This is a genomic window from Pseudomonas sp. R38(2017) (assembly GCF_002112395.1).
In the GTDB taxonomy this organism is placed as follows: domain Bacteria; phylum Pseudomonadota; class Gammaproteobacteria; order Pseudomonadales; family Pseudomonadaceae; genus Aquipseudomonas.
The window spans coordinates 223907-238056 of the sequence record NZ_NEHN01000010.1; the positions used below are offsets into that span (position 1 = coordinate 223907).

13 protein-coding genes are annotated in these 14150 nt (G+C 62.7%); 2 read left to right on the top strand and 11 right to left on the bottom strand.

What is annotated here, in order from left to right; all coding sequences use genetic code 11:
- The 3 genes from CAF87_RS24290 to CAF87_RS24300 are packed head-to-tail and all read right to left on the bottom strand — an operon-like array spanning position 1 to position 4193.
- Positions 1-2097: a biotin/lipoyl-binding protein gene (locus CAF87_RS24290; RefSeq protein ID WP_085733420.1), complete on the bottom strand. Its 2097-nt coding sequence runs from the start codon at positions 2095-2097 to the stop codon at positions 1-3.
- Positions 2098-3417, bottom strand: a complete 1320-nt coding sequence (locus CAF87_RS24295; protein ID WP_085733421.1) for an efflux RND transporter periplasmic adaptor subunit — start codon at positions 3415-3417, stop codon at positions 2098-2100.
- The gene (locus CAF87_RS24300; protein ID WP_085733422.1) at positions 3414-4193 is read right to left on the bottom strand and encodes an efflux RND transporter periplasmic adaptor subunit; all 780 of its coding nucleotides are present in this window, start codon (positions 4191-4193) and stop codon (positions 3414-3416) included. Before CAF87_RS24300 ends, CAF87_RS24295 begins: the two co-directional genes overlap by 4 nt.
- A gap of 170 nt (positions 4194-4363) precedes the next feature.
- Here CAF87_RS24300 and CAF87_RS24305 point away from each other — a divergent pair, with 170 nt between their 5' ends.
- The gene (locus CAF87_RS24305; RefSeq protein WP_085733423.1) at positions 4364-4729 is read left to right on the top strand and encodes a type II toxin-antitoxin system RelE/ParE family toxin; all 366 of its coding nucleotides are present in this window, start codon (positions 4364-4366) and stop codon (positions 4727-4729) included.
- Positions 4722-5027: an XRE family transcriptional regulator gene (locus CAF87_RS24310; RefSeq protein ID WP_064382656.1), complete on the top strand. Its 306-nt coding sequence runs from the start codon at positions 4722-4724 to the stop codon at positions 5025-5027. Before CAF87_RS24305 ends, CAF87_RS24310 begins: the two co-directional genes overlap by 8 nt.
- 46 nt (positions 5028-5073) lie before the next feature.
- Here the strand turns inward: CAF87_RS24310 and CAF87_RS24315 are convergent, their stop codons facing one another.
- The 8 genes from CAF87_RS24315 to CAF87_RS24350 form a co-directional block, all read right to left on the bottom strand.
- A complete protein-coding gene (locus tag CAF87_RS24315; protein WP_085733424.1) occupies positions 5074-6525 on the bottom strand; it encodes an efflux transporter outer membrane subunit in 1452 nt (483 codons plus the stop codon).
- Positions 6522-7592 carry an HlyD family secretion protein gene (locus CAF87_RS24320; protein ID WP_085733425.1) on the bottom strand — a complete coding sequence of 357 codons (1071 nt, stop codon included), beginning with the start codon at positions 7590-7592 and terminating at the stop codon, positions 6522-6524. The genes CAF87_RS24315 and CAF87_RS24320 overlap by 4 nt, the downstream gene beginning before the upstream one ends.
- A gap of 19 nt (positions 7593-7611) precedes the next feature.
- Complete coding sequence (locus CAF87_RS24325; RefSeq protein ID WP_085733426.1) at positions 7612-9147, bottom strand: MFS transporter; 1536 nt, start codon at positions 9145-9147, stop codon at positions 7612-7614.
- A gap of 102 nt (positions 9148-9249) precedes the next feature.
- Positions 9250-10167, bottom strand: a complete 918-nt coding sequence (locus CAF87_RS24330; RefSeq protein WP_085712612.1) for a LysR family transcriptional regulator — start codon at positions 10165-10167, stop codon at positions 9250-9252.
- A 58-nt stretch (positions 10168-10225) separates the two neighbouring features.
- Entirely contained in the window at positions 10226-11092 is an 867-nt protein-coding gene (locus tag CAF87_RS24335) for an ABC transporter permease (RefSeq protein WP_085733427.1), read from the bottom strand.
- Between the two features lie 20 nt (positions 11093-11112).
- Positions 11113-11973 (bottom strand): ABC transporter ATP-binding protein, encoded by an 861-nt coding sequence (locus CAF87_RS24340; protein ID WP_085733428.1) that lies wholly within the window; start codon positions 11971-11973, stop codon positions 11113-11115.
- A 5-nt stretch (positions 11974-11978) separates the two neighbouring features.
- Complete coding sequence (locus CAF87_RS24345; RefSeq protein WP_085733429.1) at positions 11979-13004, bottom strand: ABC transporter substrate-binding protein; 1026 nt, start codon at positions 13002-13004, stop codon at positions 11979-11981.
- An 18-nt stretch (positions 13005-13022) separates the two neighbouring features.
- Positions 13023-13919, bottom strand: coding sequence for a TauD/TfdA family dioxygenase (locus CAF87_RS24350; RefSeq protein WP_085733430.1), 897 nt, complete (start codon positions 13917-13919; stop codon positions 13023-13025).
- Positions 13920-14150 lie beyond the last annotated feature (231 nt).

The window sequence follows — 14150 nt, forward strand, 5'->3', positions numbered from 1 at the left end:
CTAGAAACCGCTTTCCCTGACCCCCAGCGCCGCCAGCCGACGCCAGGCCACGCCGAGCACCGATTCCCCGCTGCCCTGCAGAACCACCATGCCGCGCAACGGTTGCACCGGCGTCGGTGGCTGATCCAGCGTAGACAATCGCGCGCCGTATTGCGCCTGCACCGGTTCCGCCCGTTGCTGTTGATCGCGGCGCACGGCAATCGGCCCGTGATGGTCGGATGTCAGGGCTTCCTGATCGACATAGGCCACGCCGTTGGTATCGATTTCATCAAGCTTCACGGTGATCGCCGGGTGCATCGGATCGTCGGCGATAAACCGCCCGGTGGCCCCCGGTTTGACCCGCCACAGTTCAGCTTCGGCCACATAACCACGCAGTCGCGAGCCGTCCTCGACCACCCGGGCCAGCGCATCCTTGCTCGACAGCCAGCGCCCCGGCGTCAGGTTCGGCAACAAATCGCGCACCGTGCCGGCGTGGGGCGCACGCAGCAGCAGGCGTTCGCGGCGTGCGCTCAGGCCTCGGTATTCCGCCACGGCTTCGGCGAGGCGCTGTTCGACGATGCCGGCATCGGCGGCGGTTTCGCTGCGGCCGGCCTGACGGCGCATCAGCAATTGTTGAATCTGGATTTCCCGGCGGACGATGGCCTGACGGGAGTCGAGATCCGGCGACTCCAGTTCGATCAGCACGTCGCCCTGCGCAACCTTCTGGCCGTCCACAACCTTCACCGTTTTGACCCGCGCCGCCACCGGCGCATGCAACGCACTGGCCCGACCGCCCTCAAGCATCGTCGGCAGTTCGACCGCGCTGCGCCACGGCACGATCAGCACCAGCAACAAGCCGAGCACCGCCAGGCTGCTGAGCAGCACGCGCGGGCCGTGAGCCTGTTCGCGGCGGCTCCACCACTGGCGCCACTCACTCATGATCGGCAGAAAGATGAACCACACCAGTTCCACCAGCATCAGGAAGATCCCCAACACCTTGAAGAACAGGTGATAGACCGCCAGCGCGATCCCGAAAAACAACGCCGCACGCCATAACCACGAGCCATACCCCCAGATCAGCAAACGCCGCTGCATCGCCGGCGACCAAGGCTCCGGCGCTGGTGCGCCATAGCCGAACAAGAACTCACGCAGGCGCCAGCGGCAAAAGGCAAAGGCCCGACCCTGAAGGTTGTCGACCTCCCACAGATCACTGAGCAGAAAGTAGCCATCAAAACGCATGAACGGGTTGAGATTGACCACCAGCGTGGTGATCCAGGTCGCACTGGCGAGCATGAACGCCGCCGTGCGCGCCGGGCCGTCCGGCAGCAATGACCAGACCAACAATGCGATACAGGCCAGCAGCAATTCCGCCAGCACCCCGCCGGCACCGATCAGCAGTCGCGCGCGCCGGTCGTTGACCCGCCAGGCATCGCTGACATCGGTATAAAACATCGGCAACAAGACCATGAACGCCACGCCCATGCTCTGCACCCGACACCCGGCGCGCTTGGCCATGAACGCATGGCCGAACTCGTGGCAGAGCTTGGCGAAGAACAGCGCCACACCGAACGAAATCGCCCCGCCGAGGCTGAACAGGTGCGGGAAGGTGCCAACGAAGCGCTGCCAGTCCCGCGACACCAGAAACACTCCGAGTCCAAGGGTCGCCGGAAAACCGTAGCGCAGGATTTTCGGCCCGAAGCGCTGCAACCACGGCCACGCTCGATTGAGAAACGCATCCGGGCGCCACAGTGGAATACGAAAGAACAGATATTGATGGAGCAGGATTTTCCACAGGCTCTGGCGTTGCGCGAGGGCCTTGAGCTGATAGCTGGCGCGTTGCTGATCGTCGAGGGCGCTGATCAGGTCATGTCCGCGCAGGAACGTCAGCAGTTGCTCCAGCTCCACACCATCGAGCGGCAAGCCCGGTTCGCGGTTGGCGGCGCGCAGCACTTGCTCGGGGTCGCCCAGCGACCAGTGGCGCAGCAGGCGCATCGCCGCCGTGCCGAGTTTGAAATAACGCCCGCGCACCGGGTCGGCCAGGGTCCAGCGTGGCGAGCCGTCCAGCGCCGGCGCCGCCGGTGACAATTGCAGGTCGGCACGCAGGCTCGGCAGGTTCATTTACAGACCCACGCTCTGACGCAAACCAGCCAGTGGGCGGCGCAGCAGATACAGCGCCAGCGGCGCGCGATCGCCGAAGATCTTCGCCGTGCCGCGCAGGCCGATACGTGGCGGTGCGTCGGTAAAATTCGCATCCAGCCGATAGGCCAGTTGGCCGCCGGCGGTGGGCTGCGCTTCGTAGGCCGAACGCTCGAGTCGAGCGACATGGCGTTGCAAAGGATCGCTGTCGAGGAACAGCGCAATGTCGGCGCCCGGCTCCAGCGAAATCGCGTCGCCCACCGCCAGTTCGATGCGCAATTCGGCCTGGTTCGGGTCGGCGATTTCCATCAGCCGTTCGCCGGTCTGCACCGGTTTGCCGGTCCAGCGCTCGGCGTCGGCGAACACCGCAATGCCGTCACGCTCGGCGCGCACTTCGCTGCGGTTGAGCAGTTCCCGGGCGTAGTCCCGTTCGGCGCGTTTCTGCTCGACTCGGGCGGCCAGCAGATCCACCCGTGAACTGGATTCAGCGTCGGCAAATGCACGTTGGGAATTGGCTTTGAGTTCGGCTTCGGCGACGCCAAGCGCACGCTCGGCGACATCAGCCTGGGCCTTGAGGGTGGTGCTTTCGAAGCGCAGTAACAAATCGCCGGTCTTCACGTTCTGATTGGGTTTGACCAGAAACTCGGCAATCACCCCGTCCAGCGGCGCCGCTACCACTCGCCCACCCAAGGGCACCACTTCCGCCGGGGCCAGCACTGACTGGCGCACCGGGATCAACAAACCGAGCAGCAGCACAGCGACCAGCGCCACCTGGCGTTTGCGGGTCCAGCGCAGCCGCCACGGCTTGCGCGGTTGCAACGCCAGCCAGGCGTGGCTGTAGGTGTCGCCCAGTTGCGACAACAGCACCTGTTCGGAAGGATTCCACGGCATGTCGCGGGCCAGCCACAAGCCGCCGAACACCTGGCCCTCACGGTCGATCAGCGGCAGCCAGAACACCTGCAGCGCCGACAGACTGCGCCAGTCGCTCTGGATCGATTCGCTGACCATCTCGGGCGCGATCACCCGCGCCACCTTCAGCACATCCTGCTTGAACAGCTGCGCCACGGCCTGCTCGACGAACGCCACGAACGGTGCATTCGGCTCAACCGCGCTGACGCCAGTCACGGCCTGCACCTTGCCGGCGATCAGTAACGCCGCATGGCGAAAGCCGAACAGCGACTGCCCGTCATTGACCAGGCTGTAGGCCAGTTGCGATGCATCGCGGGCGGCGCGGGTCTGCCGTTCAAGATCGAGAAATCGCGCGAACACCTGCTCGGCGCCGCCGCTCACCGGGGCGTTCACTTGAGCTCCGGAAAACTCGCGGTGCCGCTCATGCCGGCGAGCAGGCCTTTGGCTTCAGGGAGTGTGGCGACCAGCAACAGCGTCTGGCTGCCCTCATCGATCCGCGCGCCAAGGCGTTTGACCGTGGCGTCGATGGGCTGGCCGGTTTCATCGGGAACGAAGCTGAAGGTCTGGCCGGGCTTGAGCTTGGCCATCCAGCGCGACGGCACCAGCAAATGGATTTCCAGAGTACGGTTGTCGACCACATCAAGCAGCGGCGCCCCGGCCGACACGCTTTCGTAGCGTTGCACCTTGCGCTCGACCACTTGCCCGTCGAACGGCGCGACCACACTGCAACGTTTGACCTGGACTTGATAAACCTGGGATTGCGCCTGGGTTTCGCTGACCTTGGCCTCGGCCCGGGCCACTTCGAAACGCCCGACGGAATTGAGCGCCGCCAGTTGCCGGTTGTGCGCCAGCTCTTCGCCGGCGCCACGGCTGGCGGCTTGCGCGGCATTCAACTGGGCCTGATAGGCCGAACAGTCGAACTTCGCCAGGGTATCGCCCTTCTTGAACGACTCGCCCTCGCTGAACGGCAGCTCGACGATCCGCCCGGACAATTCACTGGCCAGTGTCGCCTGATCACGCGCCCGCAACACACCTCGTGCTTCGCTGCTGGCCGAGGCATTGGCGGCCCCAGCGTTATCCTGCAGCGGATCGTCTGGCACAGGCGTTTGCGCCTGAACTGCACACGTTACAAAGGTCAATCCGACAACCCAACCACGAAAACGCCGCATAACCGTTACTCCCTGACGGATGAGCGGAGTCTACGACAGCGGGGTTTAGCGTCAAGCGAAAGGCCATCACTCTTCTGAAGGGCTGGCGAAATTCTATGTAACGACTAAGATCAATTCATCGAAAATATAACCTTGAAGGAATATTCCATAACATTCATATTCGCCCCCCCATGAATTGGGATATCGAATACACCGACGAGTTCGGCAACTGGTGGGAAGATCTGACTGAGAACGAGCAGAGCTCGGTGGCTGCGAGCGTCAAATTGCTAGGACAATTCGGACCAGGCCTGCGATTTCCGCACAGCAGCGCGATCAATGGTGCGCGACATGGCCATCTGCGGGAACTGAGGGTTCAACATGCCGGACGACCGTATCGCATCCTCTATGCGTTTGATCCGAGGCGATGTGCGCTGCTATTGATCGGTGGAGACAAAACCGGTCAGGATCGCTGGTACGAAGTCAATGTCCCGCTCGCCGATCAACTGTACGATGAGCACCTCGATACATTGCGCAAAGAGGGTTACAACGATGGCTAAGAAATTTGCCGAACTCGAAGCGCGTATGACACCCGAAGCCCGGGCACATGCCGATTCGATCTACGAACAACATATTAAGGAAATGCCGCTAAACGAACTGCGACAGGCCAAGGCTTTGAGTCAGGCGACACTTGCCGAGACTCTGCACATCAATCAGGCGGCGATCTCGAAGATGGAGCGACGCACTGATATGTACATCAGCACGCTGCGCAATTACATCCGCGCGATGGGCGGCGAGCTTGAAATCATCGCTACATTTCCTGATGGACAAATCAAAATCGAAAACTTTGCAGGTTGAGCAGCCAAACGTTGCACAACCTGCTTTTTTGTTTTCCGCGCGAGCTTCAACGCTGCACCATCTCCCCCACCGGATACACCGACTCCCATCCCCCGCCCAACGCCCGGTACAAGCCGACCATCGCCAGCGAAACGCCGGTGGAGCTTTCGACCCACTGTTCCTGGGTGGCGAGCAGTGCGCCTTGCACGGTGAGGACGTTGACGAAGTCGGCCACGCCTTCGACGTATTGCTGTTGCGCGGTGCGCAGGGCGATCTGGTTCTGGCGCACGGCTTCGGCGAGGCTGTCGCGGCGGCGCTGGCTGGCGTTGTAGGCGGTCAGTTGGTCGTCGATTTCGTGCCAGGCGCGCAGCACAGTCTGTTGATAACCGATGGCCGCTTCCTGCTGCTGGGCTTCGCGCAGTTGCAGCACACCGCGCAAGCGGCCGCCGTCGAACAGCGGCAGGCTGAATTGCGGGCCGATGCCGAAGGCCCGCGAACCCCATGAACCGAAATCACTGAGCTGCATGGCTTGCGAGCCGAGGTTGCCGGACAGGGTGATGCGCGGATAGAAATCGCCCTTGGCCACGCCGATGTTGGCGGTGGCGGCATGCAGCCGGGCTTCGGCCTGGCGAATGTCCGGGCGGCGCTCGGCCAGTTGCGACGGCAGGCCAATGGCGACTTGCGGCGGCGACTGTGGCACTGGCGCGTCTGTGGATAACGCTTTGGCCAACGCCTGCGGCGGCTCGCCCATCAACAGGCTGATGGCGTTGATCAGTTGCGCCTGACGCTGCTCCAGCGCCGGCAGCCGCGACTCGATGGCCGCCACTTGCGCGGCGGCTTCGGCGACGTCGAGATCGGTGGCCACGCCGTCGTTGAGGCGTAGTTGCGAGAGTTTCAGGCTGTGTCGCGCGACATCGAGGTTCTGCTCGGTGACCGCGCGGGTGTTCTGTACACCGCGCAACTGGATGTAGTTCTGCGCGGTGTCGGCAAGGACCGCCAGCAACACACCACGACGGTCGTTTTCCGCGACTTCAAGGTTTGCATCGGCCGCTTCGGTTTCCCGACGTACCCGCCCCCAGAAGTCCAGTTCCCAGGAGGCGGAGAAGCCGGCATCCCACAGGTTGAAGGCGGAATCGCCGTTGTGCCCGGACGGGTCGTTCAAGCCTTCGCCGCTGTTGCGTTTACGGGCATAGCTGCCGGTGGCGGCGGTTGTCGGGTAGCGATCAGCGGTGATCACCTGACGTGCGGCGCGGCTTTGTTGCAGGCGGCTGCTGGCCAGTTTCAGGTCGAGATTGCTGCTCACGGCACGCTGGGTCAGGGCGGAAAGTTGCGCGTCGTGGAAGACTTCCCACCAGCGCTCGTTCAGGGGTTCGCTGACGGCCTGGCTGGGGGCGGATTTGCCGGGTTTGGCCCAGTCGGCAATTTGTGTGGCTTCGGGCTTCTGAAAGTCCGGGCCGACGGTGCAGGCCGCCAACGCCGAAAGGCTCAGGACAACCGTCAGAGATTGAATGCGCTTCATCGCTGCGTCACCTCACGCACCGACGTCGCCGAGCTTTTGGTATCAATGCTCGCCTCCACCGACATGCCCACGCGCAGGCGCTCGGCCAGTGGCTGGCCCGGTTCCAGCAGAATCTTCACCGGAATTCGCTGCACGACTTTGGTGAAGTTGCCGGTGGCGTTGTCCGGTTTCACGGCGGCAAACGTCACGCCGGTGGCCGGGGCGATGCTTTCGACGCGACCGCTCAGGGCTTCGCCGCCGAGACTGTCGACCCGAACGACAACATCCTGTCCAGGTTGCACATCGGTGAGCTGGGTTTCCTGAAAGTTGGCGACTACATAGGCCTGCTTCAACGGCACCACCGCCAGCAGCTTGCTGCCCGGCGTCACATAGGCACCGACCCGCACGGCACGCTCGCCGATCATGCCGTCCTGAGGCGCAGTGATGCGCGTGTAGGACAGCTCGAAACTGGCGATTTCCAGTGCCGCCTGTGCCTGTTTCAGGCTGCCTTCGGCGGCATCGCGCTGCGCCGTCAGAATCTCGACCTGTTTGCGCTCTGCAGCCAGTTTTGCCGTGGCGGTATCCAGCCGCGCAGTCGCCTGATCGATCCGGGTGCGCGCCTGTTGCGCATTTTGCACGGTGCCGGCACCGACACCGGCCAAGTGGTTGTAGCGGTTCAATTCCTGTTGGGCGAAGGCCATTTCAGCCTTGGCCGAGACCACCGATGCCTGCGCCTGGGCGATCACCGAAGTCTGCCGCTCCAGCGTGGCCTTGGCGTTTTGCAATTGAGCGCGGGCGACCACGGTGTGCGCATCGGCGGCCTCGGCAGCGGCGCGCAGGTCGCGGTCATCGATCAGCGCCAGCAATTGCCCGGCCTTGACCTGCTGGTTGTCTTCCACCAGCACCTCTTTGATAAACCCGGCCACACGCGGCACCACCAGGGTGAAATCGGCAGAGACGAACGCGTCGTTGGTGTTCTGCTGGGTGCGTTTGCCGAACAGGCCGGGCATCGCCAGATACACCAGCACACCGACCGCCAGCGCGGCCGCCACGGCCACCGCGAGTTTTTGCTTTGCTTGAGTCGTCATAAAAAACCTTCTGTTTCAGTCAGGTCGGTGCACGTGGCGGATAGATCCGCGTCGGCAGCCAGAAAATCAGCAGGATCAGCGCCACCGCGACGCCAGCCATGCACAGATAAAGATCCGAGGAAGTCAGCACCACCGCCTGTTCGTGCAGGCGATGGGCGACGCCGGGGTCGTTGCTTGCGGCCAGCGGCGAGTTGCCGAGGCGATCGACCAGCATCGTCGAGTGAAAATGCAGGCGCGCCGTTGTCAGTGCCTCGATCACCCCGGTGGCGACCACCGCCGCCAGGCCTTTCACGGTGTTGAACCAGGCCGAAGCGAACGGTCCGTCCTGGGGCTGGATGCTGCCGGTCGAAAGCATCAGCAACGGCAGCACCGCCATCGGCTGACCGAAAATCTGCAGCCATTGCAGGACATAGAAATTGTCGCGAATCCACACAGAGGTCAGCTGCGATCCGCCCAGGCAGGACAGCACCAGCATGCTCAACCCGATCCCGAGCACCCAGCGGCAATCGACCCAACGCAGGTTGCACAGCGCCGCCACCAGCGGCAGCGCGATCAATTGCGGCAATGCCGCCAGCAGCATGATCGGCGCGGTCTGCACCGGCCGGTAACCCTGCACCTGAGCCAGATAACTCGAGGGAATCAGCACCACCGCCAGCAACACCACCAGCACCCCGGCCAGGGTCATCAGGGCGAACGACAGGTTGCGAATGCCGAGCATCTGCAATTTGAAAAACGGAATGGGCTGCGACCACTCATGGATCAGGAACGCCACCAGCAACAGCGAACCGGCCCCCAGCAGTGCGCAGATCAGGTCCGACTCGAACCAGTCCAGACGATTGCCCTGCAACAGACCGATCACCAGCATGCAGATCGCCGGAAACCCCAGCAGCAGGCCTTTCCAGTTGAAGGTCTTGAGACGCTCCAGCCGCAGCGGATCCTGAGGAATGCCGTACGCCACCATCGCCATGGCGATCAGGCACGGCACGATGATTTGCCAGAACGTCCATTGCCAGCCGACGTATTCGGTCCACAACCCGGCCAGCGGTGTACCGAGACCTGGGCCAAACGTGGCGGTCAGGGCGTAACCGGCGAGGCCGTACAGTTTGAAATTGGCCGGCAAAAACCGCAGCGCAACGGTCATCAGCATCGGCGGCAGCGCACCGCCGGCCAGGCCTTGCAGGATGCGCATCAGCAGCAGGCTTTCGTAGTTCGGGGCGAACGGACAGAGCACCCCGAGCAGGGTGAACAGGCCGATGGCGCACAGGGTGAAACGGCGCAGGGAAAAGGTCACCGAGCACCACGGCGCAAACGCCATGGCCGCCACCGAGGTCGCGGTGTAACTCGCGACCAGCCAGGTGCCTTCGTCGTAGCCGATGCTCAGGGCGCCGCGTATGTCGGCCAGGGCAACCTTGGTCACCATCTCGTTGAGACCCGACACCAGCACCGCCAGCAGCACGCCGACCAGACCAATGATGATTCGCGCCCCGAACACCGGTGGCGCGGCGGCCATCGGAGCGGCAGCGGCAATCGGCGCCGTGACCGTCAGGGATGTCATGCAGGCAAACTCCGGAGGGAAAAATACCGGAGCATGGTAGTAGGGCTTAGTGCTGACGAAAATTGACTTCTTGGCAGTTTATAAGTGCATCAGACGCAATCGTCAGGGCTGCGCCGCCAGCCAGGTTTCGTCGCAGCAGGTCTTGAGGGTTTCCCGCAGCCAGCGGTGGGCCGGGTCCTTGTCGAAACGCGGGTGCCAGGCCTGAGTCAGCATCAGCGTCGGCAACGGGATCGGCAAGTCGAACGAGCGCAGCTTCAACCCCAGTCGCCGCACGCTGAGCAGCGCTTCCTTGGGCACCGGCAAGATCAGGTCGGAGTCCGGCAGGGCGAACATTGCCGCGTGGAAGCTTGGCGCGATCACCGCGACTCGCCGCTCCAGGCCCAGAGCATTCAGCGCAGTATCGATAGGCCCACGGGCGATGCCCCGACGGGACATGCTGATGTGGGAAAACCCGGCGTAACGCTCGGCGGTGATCTCGCCATCCAGCAGCGGGTGATCTTCACGCACCAGGCCGACGAAGTGGGTGGAAAACAGGTTCTGTATTTTGACTTCCGGGGTCACCGGGCGAGTGTTGCTGACACTCAGGTCGATTCGCCCTTCGCGTAGTGCTTCATCGTCGCCGTCGCCCTCGGGAACAAAGCGCAACTCACAGTGCGGCGCCAGTTGATCGAGGGTGTCGAACAGCTTGCCGCCGTACACGCCGACGAAAAAGTCGTTGGCGCGAATGCTGAAGCGCCGGCGCAGAGTGCCCAGTTCCACTGCATCCGCCGAGCGAAACAGCAACGCCGCCTGCTCGACCACATCGCGCACCTGCTCGCGCAGTTCCAGCGCCTTGGGCGTCGGCACCAGCCCCCGGCCGGCACGTACCAGAATCGGATCGCCAATGGCTTCGCGGATTCGCGTCAACGTACGGCTCATGGCCGCCGGGCTGAGGTTCATCCGCCGTGCGGCGCCGACCACGCTACCCTCGTCGAGCAAGGCGTCGAGGGCGACCAACAGGTTCATGTCCGGGAGTTGCATGCTGAGCACTCGTAACCGATCAGGATTGATTCGTACGCAATGCTAGCAGATCAAAAAATCAGCGCTGCATGCCCCAGCGTTTCACCGTCACCCGCTCCAGCGTGTCGAACACCAGGTTCTCCACCAGCAAACCGATGAGGATCACCACGGCCAGACCGGCAAACACCTTGTCGGTGTACAGCTCATTACGGTTCTGGAAGATGTACCAGCCCAAACCACCCTTGCCGCTGGTGGCACCGAACACCAGCTCGGCGGCGATCAGGGTGCGCCAGGCAAAGGCCCAGCCGATTTTCAGCCCGGCGAGGATCGACGGCAGCGCCGCCGGAATCAGGATGAACAGTACGAAGCGCATGCCCTTCAGACCGTAGTTGCGCCCCGCCATGCGCAGGGTTTCCGAGACGCCGAGAAACCCGGCGTAAGTGTTCAGCGCCAGTGCCCACAGCACCGAATGCACCAGCACGAAAATCAGACTGTTCTGGCCCAGGCCGAACCACAGTAACGCCAGCGGCAACAGCGCAATCGCCGGGAGCGGGTTGAACATCGAGGTCAGGGTACTCAGCAAATCCCGACCAAACTGGGTCGAGACGGCCAGCGTGGTCAGGGCAAAGGCCAGGACGATGCCGATCAGGTAACCCTTGAGCAGCACCACCAGCGAAATCCACACCTTGCCCAGCAGTTCGCCGCTGAGCAGACCGTCGTACAGCGCATGACTGGTCTGCAAGAAGCTCGGCAGCAGCAGGTCGTTGTTCTGCACCCGGGCGACCACCTCCCAGAGCACTGCGAGCAAAATCAGGATCACGCTTTTGCGCAGCCAGCCCTGTTGCCTCAAGCGCTGGCCCAGCGGCAGTTCGCGCTCCACCGGGACGCTGGTCAGCGGTTGCAGATCGTTTTCGAATTCTTGACGTACGGATGATGAATGGCTCATCGGGCAATCCTCCAGGCGGCTCAATAAGCGATGCGGATATCAGTGAAATCCAGTTCGCGCTTGGTTTCCGGCGACTGCCCTTCATCGAACAGTAGCCGATGAATGCGCCGCGCCGACTCCTGAAACGCCACGCCGCCAAGGCTGTGCAGATCGTATTGATGGCTGTGCACTTCCGCCCTCACCCGCCCCGGATGCGGCGACAGCAGCAAGATGCGATTGCCCACCACCAGCGCTTCTTCAATCGAGTGGGTGACGAACAGCAAGGTGAAACGCACCTCCTCCCAGAGCAGCAGCAATTCTTCCTGCATCTTGCGCCGGGTCAGGGCATCCAGGGCGGCGAACGGCTCGTCCATCAGCAGGATTTTCGGCTGCATCGCCAGCGCCCGGGCGATCGCCACCCGCGCTTTCATGCCGCCGGACAGGGTGTGCGGATAGGCATCGGCGAACGCCGCCAGACCGACCTTCTCCAGGTAATGGAGCGCACGCTCTTCAGCTTCCTTTTTCTTCAACGTGCGCGAAGCCAGCAGCGGAAACATCACGTTCTGTTTGACGGTTTTCCACGGTGGCAGTTGATCGAACTCCTGAAACACCACGATCCGGTCCGGCCCCGGCGCGTCGACGCGCTGGCCCTGCAGACGGATCTCGCCCTCACACGGTGCAATGAACCCGGCGACGGCTTTGAGCAAGGTCGACTTGCCGCAACCGGACGGCCCGAGCAGCACAAAGCGGTCCTGTTGATCCACTTCGAAACTGACTTGGTGGGTAGCACGCACGACACGTTGCGGCGTGCGGTATTCGAGGCTGACCTGATCGACCGCCAGCAGCGCCTGCGCCGTGGCGATCGGGTTGCTGGCCGCGTGGCCTTGCAAAGGGGCGTTCATGTCGATCAGCTCCCTTGCAGCAGTTTGGCGTCCTGGAAGAAGTAGTCCTTCCACGATTCGGGTTTGTTCTTGATCGCGCCGACGCGGAAGAGAAATTCGGCGAGCGGGTAGGTGTTTTTCGGTGTGACACTGAATTCGAACTGCGGGTTGTCGATGATTTTCAGCAACGCGGCGCGGTCGATCTTGGCCTTGGTCACGCGGATGTAAGTGTCCGCCGCCGCGCCTTTATCGTTCTGCGCAAATTGCGCAGCTTCGGTCAGGGCTTCGACGAACGCCTTGTAGGTCTTCGGGTTCTCGTTGCGGAATTTCTCGGTGGCAAACAGCACGGTCGGCGAGTTCGGGCCGAGCACGTCATAGGAGTTGAGCACCACGTGCACGTTCGGATTTTCCAGCGCCTGTTCCTGGAACGGCGGGTTGGAGAAATGCCCGGTCAGCTCGGTGCCGCCGGCAATCAGCGCAGCGGTAGCGTCCGGGTGCGGAACGGCGATGGTGTACTTGTCGAGGCGATTGAATTCCTTGTCGCCCCACTGTTTGGCTGCCGCGTATTGCAGGAAACGCGACTGTACGGAGACGCCAACTGCCGGCACCGCAATGCGGTCCTTCTCGGTGAAGTCGGCGATGGTTTTGACCTTGGGGTTGTTGCTGACGAGGTAGTACGGGAAGTTGCCCAGCGAGGCCACGGCCTTGACGTTCTGCTTGCCATGGGTGCGATCCCAGATCGTCAGCAGCGGCCCGACGCCGGCGCCGGCAATATCGATGGAGCCGGAAAGCAGCGCATCGTTGACCGCCGCGCCGCCCGACAACTGAGTCCAGTCGACCTTGATATCGAGGCCTTCCTGCTTGCCGTACTTCTCGATCAGTCCCTGATCGCGCACCACGTTGAGCAATAAATAGACAATACCGAACTGTTCGGCGATGCGGATTTCACCTTCGGCGTGGGCCACGGTCGGTGCCACCAGGCTGCCGGCGATCAGGCTGAAACCGAGGCCGATGGCCGCTGCCAGCGGCGCGAATGGAAGACGTTTGGACATGATCGGATCTCCGGCAAATCAGAAAGGCGCGTCGCCCTGGATGGTGGTGCGATACAGCTTGCGGCGCAGGTGCGCAGGGCAGCCGGCGGCAAGGTGGATCAGCGAACGGTTGTCCCAGAACACCAGGTCGTGGGGCTGCCATTGATGGCGATAGATGTTCTGCGGCAGCACGCTGTGGGCGTAGAGCTCGTCTAGCAGTTGTTTGCTCTCGTCCTCCGGCAGGCCGACGATGCGGGTGGTGAAACCTTCGCTGACGAACAACGCCTTGCGGCCGTTTTCCGGGTGGGTGCGGACCACCGGGTGCACGACCTCGGCGACCTGAGCCAGTTGCTCCGGGGTCAGGGTCGGGCGCCAGTTGCCTTCGAATTTGGTTTCGCTGTAACGCGCGGTGTAGGAATGCGCGGCCGAGCGGCCTTCGACGGCTTTGCGCAGCGCGTCGGGCAGGCTGTCCCAGGCTTTGTGCATGTCGGCGAACAGGGTGTCGCCGCCTTCGGACGGCAGCTCCTGGGCGTGCAGCATCGAGCCGAGGCTCGGCAGCTCTTTATAGGAAAGGTCCGAGTGCCAGAACTTGCCGGCATCACCGAGGCCGATGTTCTGGCCGTTCTCGACGATGTTGGAAACGATGAGGATTTCCGGATGATTGGCCAGCAGGAACTGCTTGAGCACATGGATCTGCAACACGCCGAAGCGGCGGCTGAAGTCGATCTGCTGTTGCGGGGTGATGCGCTGGTCGCGGAACACCACGACGTGGTGATCGAGGTGCGCGCGGTGAATGCGGGCGAAGTCTTCATCGTCGACCGGACGGCTCAGGTCAAGGCCGATTATTTCGGCACCGACGGCACCGCTGAACGGGCGGATCTCGAAGGTTTGCGGCGCGACAGTCGCGGCGCTTGGGGTAGCAGTAGCTGCGGACATCAATCAATCTCCCACGCACGGCGCGCTCAAGGGCGCGCGCGTCGATCAGAAACTCACGCTGGATTGCGTGTTGGTTCGTGTCGTGCGGCGCGCCGATTGGTCGGCAGGTACGCAGGAGTCTGACTTTATAGCTATAAGAACAGGAATTTAAATACCGTTAGCGAATAACGATATGGCGTTTGTTAAGGAATGGACTGGATGGTGAGTGACCATTTGCGTCACTTCTGGACG

What these genes read in the sequence shown, in the direction of transcription:
- CAF87_RS24290 (WP_085733420.1), bottom strand. Translation starts at nt 2,097, where the DNA reads ATGAACCTGCCGAGCCTGCGTGCCGACCTGCAATTGTCACCGGCGGCG.
- CAF87_RS24300 (WP_085733422.1), bottom strand. Translation starts at nt 4,193, where the DNA reads ATGCGGCGTTTTCGTGGTTGGGTTGTCGGATTGACCTTTGTAACGTGT.
- CAF87_RS24305 (WP_085733423.1), top strand. Translation starts at nt 4,364, where the DNA reads ATGAATTGGGATATCGAATACACCGACGAGTTCGGCAACTGGTGGGAA.
- CAF87_RS24310 (WP_064382656.1), top strand. Translation starts at nt 4,722, where the DNA reads ATGGCTAAGAAATTTGCCGAACTCGAAGCGCGTATGACACCCGAAGCC.
- CAF87_RS24315 (WP_085733424.1), bottom strand. Translation starts at nt 6,525, where the DNA reads ATGAAGCGCATTCAATCTCTGACGGTTGTCCTGAGCCTTTCGGCGTTG.
- CAF87_RS24320 (WP_085733425.1), bottom strand. Translation starts at nt 7,592, where the DNA reads ATGACGACTCAAGCAAAGCAAAAACTCGCGGTGGCCGTGGCGGCCGCG.
- CAF87_RS24325 (WP_085733426.1), bottom strand. Translation starts at nt 9,147, where the DNA reads ATGACATCCCTGACGGTCACGGCGCCGATTGCCGCTGCCGCTCCGATG.
- CAF87_RS24330 (WP_085712612.1), bottom strand. Translation starts at nt 10,167, where the DNA reads ATGCAACTCCCGGACATGAACCTGTTGGTCGCCCTCGACGCCTTGCTC.
- CAF87_RS24335 (WP_085733427.1), bottom strand. Translation starts at nt 11,092, where the DNA reads ATGAGCCATTCATCATCCGTACGTCAAGAATTCGAAAACGATCTGCAA.
- CAF87_RS24340 (WP_085733428.1), bottom strand. Translation starts at nt 11,973, where the DNA reads ATGAACGCCCCTTTGCAAGGCCACGCGGCCAGCAACCCGATCGCCACG.
- CAF87_RS24345 (WP_085733429.1), bottom strand. Translation starts at nt 13,004, where the DNA reads ATGTCCAAACGTCTTCCATTCGCGCCGCTGGCAGCGGCCATCGGCCTC.
- CAF87_RS24350 (WP_085733430.1), bottom strand. Translation starts at nt 13,919, where the DNA reads ATGTCCGCAGCTACTGCTACCCCAAGCGCCGCGACTGTCGCGCCGCAA.